The following is a 16783-nucleotide window of genomic DNA, read 5'->3' as shown; positions in this document are numbered from 1 at the left end:
GCCAGCGCACGTTTGGGTATTCTCTTAATGGCGGTGTGAAATAACGTAATTGAGCAATAAATCAGGAAATTCCAGTATAGCCATATCGCAGTTTACTTGCCGTATTACCTGATTATGGAGCTTATTATGCCGGCTTATTTTGACCAACTCGATCGTGTTCGTTTCGAAGGCACTCAATCCACCAACCCGCTCGCATTTCGCCATTACAACCCTGACGAAATCGTATTGGGCAAGCGCATGGAAGATCATCTGCGTTTTGCGGCCTGCTACTGGCATACCTTCTGCTGGAACGGGGCGGATATGTTCGGTATGGGCGCTTTCGATCGTCCATGGCAGCAGCCTGGTGAAGCTCTGGCGCTGGCGAAACGCAAAGCGGATGTGGCATTTGAGTTTTTCCACAAGCTGAACGTGCCTTACTACTGCTTCCATGACGTGGATGTTTCGCCGGAAGGCGCGTCTTTGAAAGAGTACAAAAACAACTTTGCGCAGATGGTTGATGTGCTGGCGGCAAAACAGGAACAGAGCGGCGTGAAGCTGCTGTGGGGTACAGCAAACTGCTTCACTAACCCACGCTACGGTGCGGGTGCGGCCACAAACCCAGATCCAGATGTGTTCAGCTGGGCCGCCACGCAGGTGGTTACGGCCATGGATGCCACGCACAAGTTAGGTGGTGAAAACTACGTTCTGTGGGGCGGCCGTGAAGGTTATGAAACACTGCTGAATACCGATCTGCGTCAGGAACGTGAGCAGATTGGTCGTTTCATGCAATTAGTCGTGGAACACAAACACAAAACTGGTTTCCAGGGCACTTTGCTTATTGAGCCGAAACCGCAGGAACCGACCAAGCACCAGTACGACTACGATGCGGCGACCGTGTACGGATTCCTCAAGCAGTTCGGTCTGGAAAAAGAGATCAAACTGAATATCGAAGCCAACCACGCTACGCTTGCAGGCCATTCGTTCCATCACGAAATCGCCACTGCTATCGCGCTGGGTCTGTTTGGCTCTGTCGATGCCAACCGCGGCGACGCACAGCTGGGCTGGGATACCGACCAGTTCCCGAACAGCGTAGAAGAGAATGCGCTGGTGATGTACGAAATCCTGAAAGCGGGCGGCTTCACTACCGGCGGCCTGAACTTTGATGCCAAAGTACGTCGTCAGAGCACCGATAAATACGATCTGTTCTATGGTCATATTGGCGCGATGGATACCATGGCGCTGTCGCTGAAAATTGCGGCCCGTATGATTGAAGACGGTGGCCTGGATCAGCGTGTGGCTAAACGTTATGCCGGTTGGAATGGTGAGCTGGGCCAGCAAATTCTGAAAGGCCAGATGACGCTGACAGAAATTGCGCAGTACGCTGAACAACACAACCTGGCGCCAGTGCACCAGAGCGGTCATCAGGAATTGCTGGAAAATCTGGTAAACCATTATTTGTTCGACAAATAACGGGTCTCTGAGAACGTCCGTAAGCCCGGTCAGCTAGCGCTACCGGGCCTTTCTTTAAGGAACGATGCCTTATGTATATCGGGATAGATCTTGGCACATCAGGCGTAAAGGCCATTCTGCTCAATGAGCAGGGCGATGTGGTGGCTTCAAAAACGGAGAAACTCACCGTCTCGCGCCCGCACCCGTTATGGTCAGAACAAGACCCTGAGCAGTGGTGGCTGGCAACGGATCGCGCGGTAAAAGCACTGGGTCAGCAGCATTCACTCCGCGAGGTGAAAGCGTTGGGGATTGCCGGGCAGATGCACGGCGCGACGCTACTGGATGAACAACAGAAGGTATTGCGTCCGGCTATCTTATGGAACGACGGTCGCTGTGCTGAAGAGTGCGTGATGCTGGAGAGTCAGGTTCCGCAGTCTCGAGCCATCACTGGCAACCTGATGATGCCTGGCTTTACCGCGCCAAAACTGCTGTGGGTGCAACGCCACGAGCCGGAGATTTTCAACCAGATTGATAAAGTCCTGCTGCCGAAAGATTACCTGCGTTTGCGCATGACCGGTGATTTTGCCAGCGATATGTCTGATGCGGCAGGGACAATGTGGCTGGATGTCGCGAAGCGTGACTGGAGCGATGTCATGCTGGCTGCCTGTAAACTGACTCGCGCACATATGCCTGCGCTCTATGAAGGCAGCGAGATTACCGGAACCTTATTGCCAGACGTCGCCAAAGCCTGGGGAATGCAGGAGGTTGCGGTTGTTGCCGGAGGCGGTGATAACGCGGCGGGCGCGGTTGGCGTAGGTATGATGAATGCCGGTCAGGCGATGCTTTCGCTGGGGACATCCGGCGTCTATTTTGCGGTGAGTGATGGTTTCCTTAGCAAACCGGAAAGTGCGGTTCACAGTTTTTGCCATGCTTTGCCTGAGCGATGGCATCTGATGTCTGTAATGTTAAGTGCGGCATCGTGTCTGGACTGGGCGGCAAAATTAACCGGACTGGCGAGCGTTCCTGCGTTGATTGACGCTGCGCAACAGGCGGATGAACACGCGGAGCCGGTCTGGTTTTTACCTTATTTGTCCGGCGAGCGTACGCCGCATAACAATCCGCAGGCTAAGGGCGTATTTTTCGGTCTGACTCATCAGCATGGTCCGGCAGAACTGGCGCAGGCGGTGCTGGAAGGTGTGGGTTTCGCGCTGGCTGACGGTATGGACGTGGTACATGCCTGTGGCGTTCAGCCCGCCAGCATTACGCTGATCGGCGGTGGGGCACGCAGTGAATACTGGCGTCAGATGCTATCTGACATCAGCGGATTGCAGTTGGATTACCGTACCGGCGGTGACGTTGGCCCTGCACTCGGCGCGGCGCGCCTGGCGCAAGTTGCCATGAATCCGCAAACGTCGTTATCAGAGTTACTGCCTCAGCTTACGCTGGAGCAGGCGCATTATCCTGACGCGGAGCGTCATGCTCGTTATCAACAGCGTCGAGAAACCTTCCGTCGTATCTATCAGCAATTACAACCGCTGATGTCCTGACCACTTTCCCCTCTGGCTAGCAGAGGGGAATTTGCCGCATACATATATCCACAAAAATAATAAGTTACACGTATGGATGTATTCTGAAAGTCCAGCGTAGTCGCTTTTTTCTGTGTTGTCTTTAGCGGGTTATTCATATTGTATCCATGATGGATAAGGAGATCCCAATGAAGACAACCAGGCTGTTGCCATGGATATTATTCCTCTCAGGCATACTGACTTACAGTATCGGTTTATGGCGTGCATGCCCGTTATTGAGCGGCAAGGGGTATTTTTTGGGGGCGCTGATGACGGGGATGTTCGTAACGTATGCCTATCAGCGCGCAGTAAATCTCAATCAAAACGATGAACGCTTCGCTTCCGTATGTCAGATGGTGGCGCTCATCACGGCAGGGTTGTTGCTGGTGGGGGTGTGGAATGCCCCGTTGGCGCCCTTCGAAATAGGGTTATACCCGGCAGCATTCTTCGTCTGTTTAATGGGGCAATTTTTACTGCAGCGTTCGTGTAATCGGGCGCTGCCTGGAGACACCTAACTCACCAGCCTACGTGTATCAATACGCTGCAACAGAATAGACAACAGTAAACTTCCTGCCAGCGTGGCGCTGAAAATCCACAGCATATCCAGCGGTGGCCAGTTTTTGAGTTCAATTCCGTTGGTACGTAGTGCGTGAATGATCAGCGCATGAAAACCATAAATGCCCAATGAATGGCGAGAAATAAGGCCCAGTAGCGGCAGGGTACGTGTGCTGAGCGTATTTTTGACCAGCGTCAGGAGCGAGGCGGCGCAAATAAATACCGCTGGGCCGCAGTAGAGGTACCAGGTGTCGGCAAAATTGCCTCGCCAGCGCAGTTCATGCAATGTGCCACGAGAAATAATAAATACTGCGGTAATAAATACCGCCGCACAGAGCCAGCTGAGCGCACGCTTTTGCGTATCCATCATGCCAATCGCCCGGCCCAGCATGCCGTACAGGATGTAATAGAAAGTATCGCCACTGATGTACAGGTTGACTGGGAGCCACTCAAAGCCGCCGATTTTTTGCGAGACGGTGTTGGGATTGGCAATCACCCCAATCACAACCATGAGCGCCAGTAGCATCTTGCCGCTGATATTTTTCACCTGTATCAGCGGAGAAACCAGGTAGATGACGGCGATCGCGAAGAAAAACCACAGGTGATAGAACACCGGCTTTTGCAGTAGGTTCTTCAGCGACAGCTCAGCGTTGATCGAGGTAAACAGCAGAATATAGGCCAGCGCCACGCTGCTGTAAAACAGGATGCAGAGCGCGATGCGCAGGAAATGGCGCGGTTTGGCGCTACGCTCACCAAAGAACAGATAGCCCGAAATCATAAAGAACAGCGGAACGCTGACGCGAGAGGCTGAATTGAGCACGTTAGCCAGATCCCAATTCAACGGGCTGACGCTTTGCGCATTGGTGATGTACCAGGTTGTGGTGTGGATCATCACGACCATTAAACAGGCTATCCCGCGCAGGTTATCAATCCAGAAAATTTTGGGCTGCATCAGTTCCTCTGTGTCCATTAAAAAAAGTCTGACCGATATTTTGCGAACGTAGCTCACTGGAATAATCCGAGTTCTTACGCTAAAGCTTGAGATGGTCTGATGAGATTCTCAAAATAGGATCTGTTTCCAGACACTAATAATAAGACTGACCAGCAAACCAGGCGGTAATAAAATGATGATGAAGTATTTCTTTCCCGCGATCGCTGCCCTTTTGCTGGTAGCGTGCGCTGACACGCAATCGTCTGATCCTGCGCAGAAAGCGCAAAAGGTTAAGGTCAGTGCCACACGTTCGCTGGATATGGAGTCATTGTGCAAAAATGAGGCGGCGCAACGCTACAACACTGGCGCGCAGAAAATTGATATCTCTGGACTGGAACAATTCCAGGGCAGCTATGAGATGCGTGGTTCTACCTTCCGTAAAGAGAGTTTTGTCTGTTCTTTTGATGCAGACGGGCAGTTTTTGCACCTTTCCATGCGCTAAGTTCCCCCTTTTTCCCGTTTCGTACTGTATATCTTGCAGCCAGCGGGTATACTGATCGCTTCCTTTAAATCCACACGTATCCAGCACGAAATAATATGCAAAAGTTTGATACCAGGACCTTCCAGGGCTTGATCCTGACCTTACAGGATTACTGGGCTCGCCAGGGCTGCACCATCGTTCAACCATTGGACATGGAAGTCGGCGCGGGAACATCTCACCCAATGACCTGCCTGCGTGCGCTGGGGCCGGAGCCGATGGCGACTGCGTATGTGCAGCCTTCTCGTCGTCCGACCGATGGCCGCTATGGCGAAAACCCAAACCGCTTACAGCACTACTATCAGTTCCAGGTAGTGATTAAGCCGTCTCCGGACAACATTCAGGAGCTGTACCTGGGTTCTCTGAAAGAGCTGGGTATGGACCCGACCATTCACGATATCCGTTTCGTGGAAGATAACTGGGAAAACCCGACGCTGGGTGCCTGGGGTCTGGGTTGGGAAGTGTGGCTGAACGGCATGGAAGTGACACAGTTCACCTACTTCCAGCAGGTTGGTGGCCTGGAATGTAAACCAGTAACCGGGGAAATTACTTACGGTCTGGAACGTCTGGCCATGTACATTCAGGGCGTAGACAGCGTTTACGACCTGGTCTGGAGCGACGGCCCGCTGGGTAAAACCACTTACGGCGACGTGTTCCATCAGAACGAAGTGGAGCAATCCACCTACAACTTTGAATACGCCGATGTGGACTTCCTGTTCACCTGCTTCGAGCAGTACGAGAAAGAAGCGCAGCAGCTGCTGGCGCTGGAAAATCCGCTGCCGCTGCCTGCGTATGAACGCATTCTGAAAGCCGCCCATAGCTTCAACCTGCTGGATGCGCGTAAAGCCATCTCCGTCACTGAGCGTCAGCGCTATATCCTGCGCATTCGCACCCTGACCAAAGCAGTGGCAGAAGCTTACTACGCTTCCCGTGAAGCCCTTGGCTTCCCGATGTGCAACAAAGACAAATAAGAGGCGGCCATGTCTGAGAAAACTTTTCTGGTGGAAATCGGCACTGAAGAGCTGCCACCAAAAGCACTGCGCAGCCTGGCTGAGTCCTTTGCTGCAAACTTTACCGCGGAGCTGGATAACGCTGGCATCGCGCACGGCAACGTTGAGTGGTTCGCCGCGCCGCGTCGTCTGGCGCTGAAAGTCGCGAATCTGGCGGAATCTCAACCCGATCGCGAAGTTGAAAAACGCGGTCCGGCCATTGCTCAGGCGTTTGACGCTGAAGGCAAACCGAGCAAAGCGGCAGAAGGTTGGGCACGTGGCTGCGGCATCACGGTTGATCAGGCTGAGCGTCTGACTACCGACAAAGGCGAATGGCTGCTGTACCGTGCGCATGTAAAAGGCGAAAGCGCAGAAACGCTGCTGCCAAACATGATCGCCACGTCACTGGCGAAGCTGCCTATCCCGAAACTGATGCGCTGGGGCGCGTCTGATGTCCACTTCGTGCGTCCGGTTCACACCGTGACCCTGCTGTTGGGCGACAAGGTGATTCCGGCAACGATTCTGGGCATTCAGTCCGATCGCGTGATCCGTGGACACCGCTTTATGGGCGAGCCGGAATTCACCATCGATTCTGCCGATCAGTACCCGGAAATCCTGCGTGAGCGCGGCAAAGTAATTGCGGATTACGCTGAGCGTAAAGCGAAAATCAAAGCCGATGCTGAAGAAGCGGCGCGTAAGATTGGCGGTAACGCTGACCTGAGCGAAAGCCTGCTTGAAGAAGTCACCTCGCTGGTGGAATGGCCGGTAGTGCTGACCGCGAAATTCGAAGAGAAATTCCTCGCAGTTCCGTCTGAAGCGCTGGTTCACACCATGAAAGGTGACCAGAAGTACTTCCCGGTTTACGCGAACGACGGCAAACTGCTGCCGAACTTTATCTTCGTTGCCAACATCGAATCGAAAGATCCGATCCAGATTATCTCCGGTAACGAGAAAGTCGTTCGTCCGCGCCTGGCGGATGCCGAGTTCTTCTTCAATACCGACCGTAAAAAACGTCTGGAAGACCATCTGCCGCGTCTGCAAACCGTGCTGTTCCAACAGCAACTGGGTACGCTGCGCGACAAGACTGACCGTATCCAGGCGCTGGCGGGCTGGATTGCTGGTCAGATTGGCGCTGATGTTAACCACGCAACGCGTGCTGGCCTGCTGTCCAAGTGTGACCTGATGACCAACATGGTCTTCGAGTTCACCGACACCCAGGGTGTGATGGGCATGCACTATGCGCGTCACGATGGCGAAGCGGAAGATGTAGCTGTGGCGCTGAACGAGCAGTATCAGCCGCGTTTTGCCGGTGATGATCTGCCGTCGAACCCGGTAGCTTGTGCCGTGGCGATTGCTGACAAGATGGACACCCTGGCGGGTATCTTCGGTATCGGTCAGCATCCGAAAGGCGACAAAGACCCGTTTGCGCTGCGTCGTGCTGCGCTGGGTGTGCTGCGTATTATCGTTGAGAAGAACCTGAATCTGGATCTGCAAACGCTGACCGAAGAAGCGGTTCGTCTGTATGGTGACAAGCTGACCAACGCCAACGTGGTGGATGACGTTATCGACTTTATGCTCGGTCGCTTCCGCGCCTGGTATCAGGACGAAGGTTATACCGTCGACACCATTCAGGCCGTGCTGGCACGTCGTCCGACTCGTCCGGCTGATTTTGACGCACGTATGAAGGCGGTTTCGCACTTCCGTACGCTGGAAGCCGCGTCCGCGCTGGCTGCCGCGAACAAGCGTGTATCGAACATCCTGGCGAAGTCTGAAGAGACGCTGAATGACCGCGTGAATGCGGCAACGCTGAAAGAGCCGGAAGAAATTGCGCTGGCGATGCAGGTGGTTGTGCTGCGTGATAAGCTGGAGCCTGTCTTCGCTGCCGGTCGTTACCAGGAAGCGCTGGTTGAGTTGGCGGAACTGCGTGAACCGGTTGATGCGTTCTTCGAGAAAGTGATGGTTAACGTAGAAGATAAAGATCTGCGTATTAACCGTCTGTCTATGCTCGAAAAACTTCGCGAGCTGTTCCTGCGCGTGGCAGATATTTCTCTGCTGCAGTAACGGCCCTGCGCTGACTTAGAAAATGCCGGATGGTGGCTTCGCCTTATCCGGCATTTTTTTATGTTGTTAGCGCAACTGCAATTTTGTCAGACAGGTCTGGCTGTCTTCCATCGTCTTAATAGGATACTCCGCCGTTTTACCGTTGTAGCTCACTGCGATGGTGCCTTCCATATTGCGCGGTAGCCATACCCCGACAAAGCCATTACGGCCGCTCTTCATCGCTTTTTGTACCACCACATCACCCTTGTTATCCGTCACTTTGACATTGAATGTCTTCTCCGGCATTTCGCCTTGGCAGCCAGAAAGACTGTGGTTGAAGCAAGGATGTGTTTGCCATTCATACGGGGCAAATGACAGATAGAATTTTTCACCGAGCGGCAGGGTATAAACCTGATCGCCCGAAGAGAGCTTCAACGCGGTGCTGGTGATGGATGCAGAGTACGGCAGCGGGCGACTCTGCGGTGACTGATCAATCGTCTCTACGATTTGTTCGACGGATTTCCCGCTAAGCCCGTGTTCGGCCAGAAAAGTAGCTTCCGGCGTTGCCGCGAACGCAGTACCTGTAGTGAGCAAACCTAAAATCAGCAGCAGTGAGGATTTCGACATAGCTTCAATTCCTTGTGAAAATTGTGGAATATAGACTGGCTCACTATAAAGCTTGCCCTTAGGGAAAGGTCAAAGGGGCGACGGGTAAAGTAATGCAAAGAAGCGTTTAGGTGGGATGTGCTGCGAAGTACAGATAAAAAAAATCCCCGCCGTTTGGCAGGGATTCAGAATTTTGAGCTTTTTAAGCTTACAGGCTGGTTACGTTGCCAGCTGCCGGGCCTTTAGCGCCGCTTTCGATGGTGAAGGAAACTTTCTGACCTTCGTCCAGAGATTTGTAGCCATCGTTCTGGATAGCAGAGAAGTGTACGAACACGTCTTTAGAGCCATCGTCAGGAGTGATGAAGCCGAAACCTTTGTCAGCGTTGAACCATTTTACGATACCAGTCATTTTACCGGACATAGTGTATTACCTTTTAAAAAATAAGTGTGCCTTTCGGCGATATGGCGTGCTTTACAGATTTTTTAACAGTAAAGGAAATGCTCACTACGAAGGGTATCAACGATAACTCTTGAAGGGACTTGCCTTACTAACTGCTGTAATGGTCTGTACGTCAAACCGTTGAGGGCATTAACTCATTTTACGCATGTGGATGCAACTACTATTTTCTTTTTTGTGGATAACCTTCGTAAGAGAACGGCCCTGAAACAGGACCGTTCTTAAGCAAAATTGAAAAATAGTTCAATCCATCAGTTGCTTACTTAACCTAGGGTCTGCCTGAATCAGGCGCATTAACTTCAATTCGGTAGTGGAAGGCTTTACGCGTTTAGACTCCCATTCATGAACCATCGCGACCGTCACGCCCATCACTCGGGCAAAATCATCTGTTTTTAAACCTGTCCCTCGTCGTAGCTGTTCAAATTCGGTGAAAGGGTTGGTTTTTTGCGGCAGAGTGACCGTCTGCGATACATCTTTAAAAACAATCTGCTCCAGACTGCTTAGCAGTTCAAACATAGGATCTTTGTATTCCATTGAGAACTCCTACAAATCACACAGCGGGATCGTGAATTTCTTCGAAGCTCATTAAGAGTAGTCGGAAAAAATGAAGCCGGATTTAAGGGTTGTGTGATGGATTCGTTTCAGCGGATCGCAGGTGACAATCTTTTGCTGGCTAACGAACTGATAAAGGTCGGGATCTCCGAACGATCGATTCCGATTGTAAAGATGACTAAAATATGACGCCGAGTGGTGAATGCAGCATTGTTTAGCAAAACGAACGGTGGCGGGAACGGTTATTTTCCCCCACAAGATTACGCGGAAAGGGTATCTTGCGGGGCTGACCTGGACTATCCTTGTCAACGTCAGGCACGCGGGTGTCGTTGTGCGCATTTTTGGGTGAAAGGAGTATTAAAATGGCGACAGGTAAGTCCTGCTCTCGCTGGTTTGCGCCTGTTTTGGCGCTCTTAATGGTAGTTGGCCTGAGTGGGTGTTTTGATAAAGAAGGCGATCAACGTAAAGCGTTTATCGATTTTCTGCAGAATACTGCAATGCGTAGCGGAGAGCGTTTACCAACGCTGACCGCCGATCAGAAAAAACAGTTTGGCCCGTTTGTGTCCGATTACGCGATTCTGTATGGCTATTCGCAGCAGGTTAATCAGGCGATGGACTCCGGTCTGCGCCCGGTGGTTGATAGCGTAAATGCGATTCGTGTTCCTCAGGATTATGTGACTCAGCGTGAGCCGCTGCGTCAGGCAAATGGTGCGCTAGGTGTATTAGGGCAACAGTTGCAGAATGCGAAACTACAGGCAGATGCTGCGCATGGCGCGCTGAAGCAGGGCGAAGATCTGAAGCCGGTCTTTGATCAGGTGTACAACAAAGTTGTTACTGCACCAGCAGAGGCCTTACAGCCGCTGATCCCTGCCGCGCAAATTTTCACGCAGCAGTTGGTGCAGGTTGGTGATTTTGTGGCGCAGCAGGATACACAGGTGGGCTTTGTCGCCAACGGTATCCAGTTCCCAACGTCACAGCAGGCAAGTCAGTACAATACGCTGATTGGCCCGTTGGCTGCTCAGCATCAGGCATTTAATCAGGCCTGGACTGCTGCGGTGAATGCCGCTCAGTAATTAAGATACGGTAATGCATGAAAGGCCGGGTGAGCGTAAGCGCTACCCGGCCTTTTGTTTATGATGCGACCTGCGGGTTTACGCAGTTCTTCTCAACGTGTCCTTGCAGCGCATCGATTAAGTTATCCACCGCACAGGCCGCCATGTTGTAGCGCGTTTCGTGCGTGGCTGAACCAATGTGCGGTACGGCCACCACGTTGGGCAGTGACAGCAGCGGTGAGTCTACCGATAATGGCTCTTGCTCAAATACATCCAGGCCAGCGGCATGAATTTCGCCTTTTTGCAGGGCAGCAATCAACGCTTTTTCATCGACCACCGGGCCACGTCCGGCGTTAATGAAAATGGCGGAAGACTTCATTTTGGCAAACTGCTCGGTGCTGAACAGATGATGCGTTTCGTCGGTTAACGGCAGGATCAGGCAGACAAAATCAGACTCCTGCAACAGCGTATCGAGGTCGCAGTAACGTGCATTGAAGCGCTCTTCTGCTTCCTGATGATGACGGCGCGCATTATAGAGAATCGGCATGCTAAAGCCGAAATGCGCACGTTGTGCCAGCGCCAGCCCAATGCGGCCCATACCGACAATCCCCAGCGTTTTGTGGTGTACATCGGTACCAAACCAGTCCGGTCCGATACTTTTGGTCCATTCGCCGACCTTTACCCGTTCGGCAACTTCCACTACGCGGCGAGCGGTGCTTAACACCAGCGCCATTACCGTATCGGCGACGGTTTCCGTCAGCACGGTTGGCGTGTGCATCAACAGCACCTTACGCGCGTTGAGGGCATCGACGTCGAAGTTGTCATAGCCTACGGAAATCGTGGATGTCGCACGCAGCCTGGGCATTTTCTCCAGCAGAGCGGTATTGACGGCTTCACTGGAGCCCAGCAGACCTTCTGCATTGGCAAAAGCGTCGGCGTGCTGTGCGACCGTTTCCGGGCGCAGGTTAGGCACCTGAGTCACAGTAAAATGTTCTTCCAGGCGATGCAGTAAATCGTCAGGTAACGCTTTATAGAGAATAATGGACGGCTTCATGCGAATCTCCGTAAGTTAAAATTTAAGCGTGGCGTGCGCCAATAGGTAGCTGTTGATTATTAGCAGGCTTAACAATGAGAGTTAGCCACACTGAGACAAAAAGCGCTACCCCCATAAAAATGTACGAGGCAGACGGGCTGCCGGTAGCGCCATTGAGGTAGCCGACAAACCATGAACCAAAGAATGAGCCTAGCGCGCCCATGCTGTTGATCAACGCCATTGCCCCACCGGCGACGTTGCGCGGCAGCATTTCCGGGATGATGGCGAAGAAGGGACCATAGGGGGCATACATTGCCGCGCCTGCAATAACCAACAGCGTGTAAGAAATCCAGAAGTGGTCTGCGCCTACGGCCCAGGAGCCGATAAACGCGAACGCCGCGATCAGTAACAGTGGCCAGACAAACAGCTTACGGTTTTGTAGCTTATCGGACGCCCAGGAGACGAGGATCATCGCCGCCGTTGCCGCCAGATACGGTACGGATGACAGCCAACCAACTTCCACCATCCCCAGGTTTGCGCCGCCGTTGCGGATAATCGACGGCAGCCACAGGACAAAACCATAGACGCCAATACTCCAGGCGAAATACTGCATACACAGCAGGATGACGTTACGTGAGCGGAAAGCCTCGCTATAGTTACGTACGGCTTTGATGCCTTGCTGCTCTTTTTCCAGTTGTGCCTGAAGAGCGGCTTTTTCAGATTCTGACAGCCAACCGACCTGAGACGGTTTGTCTTTTACCAGCACCCACCAGCAGAACGCCCAGATGATGGCCGGGAAGCCCTCGATGATGAACATTTCCCGCCAGCCCAGCGCCTGAATCAGGTAACCGGAAACCACGGACATCCACAGGACGGTGACCGGATTACCGAGGATCAGGAAAGTGTTTGCGCGCGAGCGTTCAGATTTCGTAAACCAGTTGCTGATATAAATCAGCATTGCCGGCATCACGGCGGCTTCAACGACGCCAAGAATAAAGCGGATGGCGGCAAGCATTGGAATATTGCTGACCATGCCGGTTAACGACGCGCATGCGCCCCAGAGGATCAGACAGACAAAAATCAGTTTTCGTACGCTGCGGCGTTCAGCGTAAATTGCGCCCGGGATCTGAAAGAAGAAATAGCCGAGGAAAAACAGCGCGCCCAGCAGGGAAGAGATCCCCTTGGTAATGCCGAGATCCTCGTTGATACCGGCGGCGGAGGCGAAGCTGAAGTTCGCGCGGTCAAGGTACGCCAGGCTATACGTGATAAACACGATTGGCATGATGTACCACCAGCGTTTTGCTGCATTAGTTGAGCTATTCATAGACTGCCCTCTGGTTATGCTGATACGCCGCCTCTGTATGTAGGGTACAGAGTTGGCCGGGAGTTTATTCCCCTAATTGTTCACGTGTGGGTAATCCTTCGCTGTCGCCCTGAACCTGAATGGCCAGTGCGCCAATTTTATTGCCGCGGGTCACCGCCTGATGCAACGAGTGGCCTTCCAGCAGGGCGCTAATAACGCCCACGGCAAAGCCATCGCCTGCGCCGACCGTATCGACCACATTGTCGACTTTTACCGGTGCCACGCAGCCTTGTTCGCCGCTGGCGGTTTTGTACCAGGCGCCATCAGCCCCGGTTTTGACGATCACGGCCTTAACGCCATGGCGCAGATAAAAGTCGGCGATGGCTTCAGGCGTCTGCTGACCGGTTAAAATCATGCCCTCTTTTAACCCGGGTAAAACCCAGTCAGCCTGGAATGCCAGCCGGTTCAGTTTTTCCACCATCTCGGCTTCGCTTTTCCACAATACCGGGCGCAAATTCGGGTCGAACGAGATGGTCTTCCCCTGGGCCTTCATGGTGCGGGCGGTATGCGCCAGTAGTTCATAAGAGCTGGCAGAAAGCGCTGCCGCTACGCCACTCAGGTGCAGGTGGCGCGCGCTGGCGAAATAGTCCTCGTGATAATCTTCAATGCTGAGGTGGCTGGCAGCGGAACCTTTACGGAAATATTCCACAATGGGATCGGTTCCATTTTCGACCTTAGATTTAAGCTGAAAGCCAGTAGCGTAACGCCTGTCCTGGGTGACTCCCTGCGCATCAATCCCTTCTTTTTCCAGCGACTTAACGATAAAACGTCCAAAACTGTCGTTGCCAACGCGGCTTACCCAACCGACCTTCAGGCCCAGACGGGCAAGACCGGTCGCTACGTTAAGCTCAGCGCCTGCAACGCGCTTGATAAATTGCTCCACATCCGCCAGTTCGCCGGTTTGCGTGGCGACAAACATCGCCATCGCTTCACCAATAGTGACCACATCCAGTGAATTTTTCATGCGTTACTCCTCGCGTAACAGCTCGACGTAGCGGCGGGTAACCGCCGCCAAATCCTGCCCTTCCAGGGGGAACTCAATGCCGCGTGGGACATCGTTGGGCAGCGTTTTTAGCAGCGCTAGCCAGCGCGGATCGGCTTCATCAGGTGGCACGGCGCGGTAGCTGTCGCGATGTGCAACTGCAGCTTTGACATGGATATACCCAACGGTTGACGCCAGGTTCTGCGCCGCCTGTTCCGGGGAGTCGCCCACCCACAGCCAGTTGCCTATATCGAAGGTCAGAGATATCGGCAGGTTTTGCGCCTGACAGGCTTCGTTAAAGCGCTGCATTGGCTGCAGGCGTCCGCAGTCGGTCTGATCGTTCTCGACAACCAGCTCCATTCCGCTGTTGTCCAGCCATTGGCGTAGAACGTCGAACTGTTCGGTATGGGAAAAATGGCCGAGGGAGACTTTTAACCACAGCGCCTGCAAGGCCTGCGCTTCCTCAAGTAGTTCTGGAAGACGGGGGTTGAGGTTACCGTCTTCAAGGAACAACGGTTCAGGCGCTGAGTAACAGGCCAGCAGGCCGAAGATTTCGATAGCAGAGGCCATCGTAGAGAGCGTTTTCAGCTCGGCGTCAGTTAATAGCTCGCGGCGGATTTCGACGCCGTCAGCACCGGCTTCAGCGATGATGGGCAGCATTGCCGTTTGCCCGCCTGCGGCCCGTACCTGGTCGTGGCCGTAAGCGGCGGTGACCACCATAATTTTTCTTTTCATGGAAACTCCAGACTAGCGTTCTTGTTATAACGCTAGATGGAACCGGTTCCAAAGGAAAGCCTATGATATCGAATTTATGATCACCATCACGAAGGTAATTTAACGGGCGGTAGAGCCGCGCACGATCAGCTCGCCGGAGAAGACCTGTTCCTGAATGGCAGCGGATCCGCCATCAATCCGGCGCACAACCTGCTCAACGGCGGTGTAACCAATCTGCCAGGTGGGTTGTTTCAATGTGGTAATACCAACGCCCGCCAGCTCGGCCCATTCCAGCTCGTCAAAACCGAGTAGGCCAATGTCGCTCCCCCAGTTGAGGCCAATGCGTTTCAGGGCGCGGGCTACTTGTAGCGTGAGGGCACCGTTGGCAGAGATAACGGCTTTGCGCATTCCACGATGCTGCTGGTGAAACTGGCGCAGGGTGTCGTCCAGTTGCGTATTGTCCGTGAGCGGGACTTCGGCATTTTGCGCGATAACGCCGGGGTATTGCGCGAGCGTGGCGCGAAAAGCGCTCAGGCGTTCGCGGCGGGTATTCACCATGCCGAGTGGTTCGCTGAGGAACAGGATGGCTTCAAAACCTTGTTCGACCAGATGTTCGGTGGCAACCGTTGCCGCCTGGGTGTTATCCAGCCCGACCATATCACAGGCGAAATCGGGAATTTTACGGTCAATCAGCACCATCGGCAGCGCAGACTGTTGCAGGCGGTTCAGCCCCTCTTCGCGCATCCCGACGGCGTTGACCACAATCCCTTCGACCTGGTAGCTGCGCAGCAGATCGAGATAATGCAGCTCCTGATCCACTTCGTTGTTGGTGTTACACACCAGCGGGGTAAAGCCTTTATCGCGACAGGCGGCTTCAATACCACTTAGCACGTTGACGGAGTAGGGATTAGTAATATCGGCGATGATCAGGCCAATCAGGCGGGTACGACCATGTTTCAGGCCTCTTGCCATCAGGCTGGGACGGTAGTCGAGATCGGCAATGGCTTGTTCAATGCGGGCCAGCAGCGCGTCGGAAAGCAGGTGCTTTTCACCGTTGAGATAACGTGAAATGCTGGTCTTGCCGGTTTTTGCAGCTTTCGCCACATCGCTGATGGTTGCCCGTGTTGATTTGCTCATCGCTGATTTCCCTGAATTTGGTGACAACACCTTAACGCGAAAATCAACGATGGCAAGTGCTTCATGCCGGATGGATACGGTCTGCTTCCATCCGGCACAAAACGTTACTGGATCGGGCTTAAGGTAATTTCTACGCGGCGGTTTTGCGCTTTACCTTCCGCTGTGCTGTTACTGGCGATCGGATTTGCCGGGCCCATACCCTGAGTGCGGATGCGGTTAGCTGCGACCCCTTGAGTGATCAAGGCACTGGCTACGGAGTCTGCGCGCTGCTGCGACAGACGCATATTCAGATCCTGGCTGCCGGTGCTGTCGGTGAAGCCCAGCACGTTGACGGCGGTTTTATTGTACTCTTTCAGTACCATCGCCACGCCGGTCAGGGTGTTAGCACCCGCAGGCTTCAGGTTGGCACTGCTGCTGTCGAAAGTGACGTTGTTTGGCATGTTCAGAATGATGTTATCGCCACTGCGCGTCACGCTGACGCCCGTCCCCTGCATTTTTTCGCGCAGTTTTGCTTCCTGTACATCCATGTAATAGCCGATACCACCGCCAACGGCCGCGCCAGCCGCTGCGCCAATCAGTGCGCCTTTGCCGCGATCTTTCTTCGAAGAAGAGAGTGCGCCAATGCCCGCGCCGACCAGAGAGCCAATACCTGCGCCAATGCCGGATTTACCTGCTTCGCGTTCGCCGGTGTAAGGGTTTGTTGTGCAGCCAGAAACCGTCAGGGCGCCGCTCACGATGGCAGCAATAACAAATACACGTTTCTTCATCTTAATTCCTTAATGACTTTTTCTTCTTTGCCACAGCGACCGTGGCGGTTGATTATGACGTGTGAACATGAAGA

At 53.4% G+C, this 16783-nt stretch carries 17 protein-coding genes; 7 read left to right on the top strand and 10 right to left on the bottom strand.

The window, feature by feature from the left end:
- The first annotated feature begins 126 nt into the window (after positions 1-126).
- From xylA to yiaB, 3 genes are all read left to right on the top strand, one after another.
- A complete protein-coding gene (gene xylA / locus OGY10_RS22535; protein WP_100271775.1) occupies positions 127-1449 on the top strand; it encodes a xylose isomerase in 1323 nt (440 codons plus the stop codon).
- A 71-nt stretch (positions 1450-1520) separates the two neighbouring features.
- Positions 1521-2975: a xylulokinase gene (gene xylB, locus OGY10_RS22530; protein WP_153687817.1), complete on the top strand. Its 1455-nt coding sequence runs from the start codon at positions 1521-1523 to the stop codon at positions 2973-2975.
- Positions 2976-3142: 167 nt separating this feature from the next.
- The gene (gene yiaB, locus OGY10_RS22525; protein ID WP_079934333.1) at positions 3143-3508 is read left to right on the top strand and encodes an inner membrane protein YiaB; all 366 of its coding nucleotides are present in this window, start codon (positions 3143-3145) and stop codon (positions 3506-3508) included.
- Here the strand turns inward: yiaB and OGY10_RS22520 are convergent.
- The gene (locus OGY10_RS22520; RefSeq protein ID WP_071446723.1) at positions 3505-4500 is read right to left on the bottom strand and encodes an acyltransferase; all 996 of its coding nucleotides are present in this window, start codon (positions 4498-4500) and stop codon (positions 3505-3507) included. The genes yiaB and OGY10_RS22520 overlap by 4 nt on opposite strands.
- A gap of 172 nt (positions 4501-4672) precedes the next feature.
- On the opposite strand from OGY10_RS22520, the gene OGY10_RS22515 reads away from it, so the two are divergent.
- From OGY10_RS22515 to glyS, 3 genes are all read left to right on the top strand, one after another.
- The gene (locus OGY10_RS22515; RefSeq protein ID WP_191226671.1) at positions 4673-4981 is read left to right on the top strand and encodes a YsaB family lipoprotein; all 309 of its coding nucleotides are present in this window, start codon (positions 4673-4675) and stop codon (positions 4979-4981) included.
- Between the two features lie 95 nt (positions 4982-5076).
- Complete coding sequence (gene glyQ, locus OGY10_RS22510; protein WP_001168551.1) at positions 5077-5988, top strand: glycine--tRNA ligase subunit alpha; 912 nt, start codon at positions 5077-5079, stop codon at positions 5986-5988.
- Positions 5989-5997: 9 nt separating this feature from the next.
- Complete coding sequence (glyS, locus tag OGY10_RS22505) at positions 5998-8067, top strand: glycine--tRNA ligase subunit beta (RefSeq protein WP_008786433.1); 2070 nt, start codon at positions 5998-6000, stop codon at positions 8065-8067.
- Positions 8068-8133: 66 nt separating this feature from the next.
- Here glyS and cueP read toward each other — a convergent pair whose 3' ends face one another.
- The 3 genes from cueP to OGY10_RS22490 form a co-directional block, all read right to left on the bottom strand.
- The gene (gene cueP, locus OGY10_RS22500) at positions 8134-8673 is read right to left on the bottom strand and encodes a copper-binding periplasmic metallochaperone CueP (RefSeq protein WP_048236988.1); all 540 of its coding nucleotides are present in this window, start codon (positions 8671-8673) and stop codon (positions 8134-8136) included.
- A gap of 187 nt (positions 8674-8860) precedes the next feature.
- Positions 8861-9073 (bottom strand): transcription antiterminator/RNA stability regulator CspE, encoded by a 213-nt coding sequence (gene cspE, locus OGY10_RS22495; protein WP_000014594.1) that lies wholly within the window; start codon positions 9071-9073, stop codon positions 8861-8863.
- A gap of 279 nt (positions 9074-9352) precedes the next feature.
- Entirely contained in the window at positions 9353-9643 is a 291-nt protein-coding gene (locus tag OGY10_RS22490; RefSeq protein WP_003827383.1) for an HTH-type transcriptional regulator, read from the bottom strand.
- A gap of 380 nt (positions 9644-10023) precedes the next feature.
- Here OGY10_RS22490 and OGY10_RS22485 point away from each other — a divergent pair, with 380 nt between their 5' ends.
- On the top strand, positions 10024-10734 hold the full coding sequence (locus OGY10_RS22485) for a DUF3053 domain-containing protein (protein WP_286577428.1): 711 nt from the start codon (positions 10024-10026) through the stop codon (positions 10732-10734).
- Between the two features lie 58 nt (positions 10735-10792).
- Here the strand turns inward: OGY10_RS22485 and ghrB are convergent, their stop codons facing one another.
- The 6 genes from ghrB to OGY10_RS22455 all read right to left on the bottom strand — a co-directional run bounded on the left by ghrB (position 10793) and on the right by OGY10_RS22455 (position 16709).
- A complete protein-coding gene (gene ghrB / locus OGY10_RS22480) occupies positions 10793-11767 on the bottom strand; it encodes a glyoxylate/hydroxypyruvate reductase GhrB (RefSeq protein ID WP_003827388.1) in 975 nt (324 codons plus the stop codon).
- 22 nt (positions 11768-11789) lie between these two features.
- Positions 11790-13070 (bottom strand): MFS transporter, encoded by a 1281-nt coding sequence (locus OGY10_RS22475; protein WP_003827389.1) that lies wholly within the window; start codon positions 13068-13070, stop codon positions 11790-11792.
- Positions 13071-13134: 64 nt separating this feature from the next.
- Entirely contained in the window at positions 13135-14073 is a 939-nt protein-coding gene (locus OGY10_RS22470; protein WP_191226673.1) for a sugar kinase, read from the bottom strand.
- 3 nt (positions 14074-14076) lie between these two features.
- A complete protein-coding gene (locus tag OGY10_RS22465; RefSeq protein ID WP_267454323.1) occupies positions 14077-14826 on the bottom strand; it encodes a sugar phosphate isomerase/epimerase family protein in 750 nt (249 codons plus the stop codon).
- A gap of 99 nt (positions 14827-14925) precedes the next feature.
- Positions 14926-15942 carry a LacI family DNA-binding transcriptional regulator gene (locus tag OGY10_RS22460; protein ID WP_005133828.1) on the bottom strand — a complete coding sequence of 339 codons (1017 nt, stop codon included), beginning with the start codon at positions 15940-15942 and terminating at the stop codon, positions 14926-14928.
- A gap of 104 nt (positions 15943-16046) precedes the next feature.
- Positions 16047-16709 (bottom strand): OmpA family lipoprotein, encoded by a 663-nt coding sequence (locus OGY10_RS22455; protein WP_191226675.1) that lies wholly within the window; start codon positions 16707-16709, stop codon positions 16047-16049.
- Positions 16710-16783: the final 74 nt, after the last annotated feature.

Origin of the sequence: Citrobacter sp. Cpo148 (assembly GCF_030332375.1) — a bacterium.
GTDB classification, from domain to species: Bacteria; Pseudomonadota; Gammaproteobacteria; order Enterobacterales; family Enterobacteriaceae; genus Citrobacter; species Citrobacter portucalensis.
This window is presented reverse-complemented; position numbering and strand designations above follow the sequence as displayed.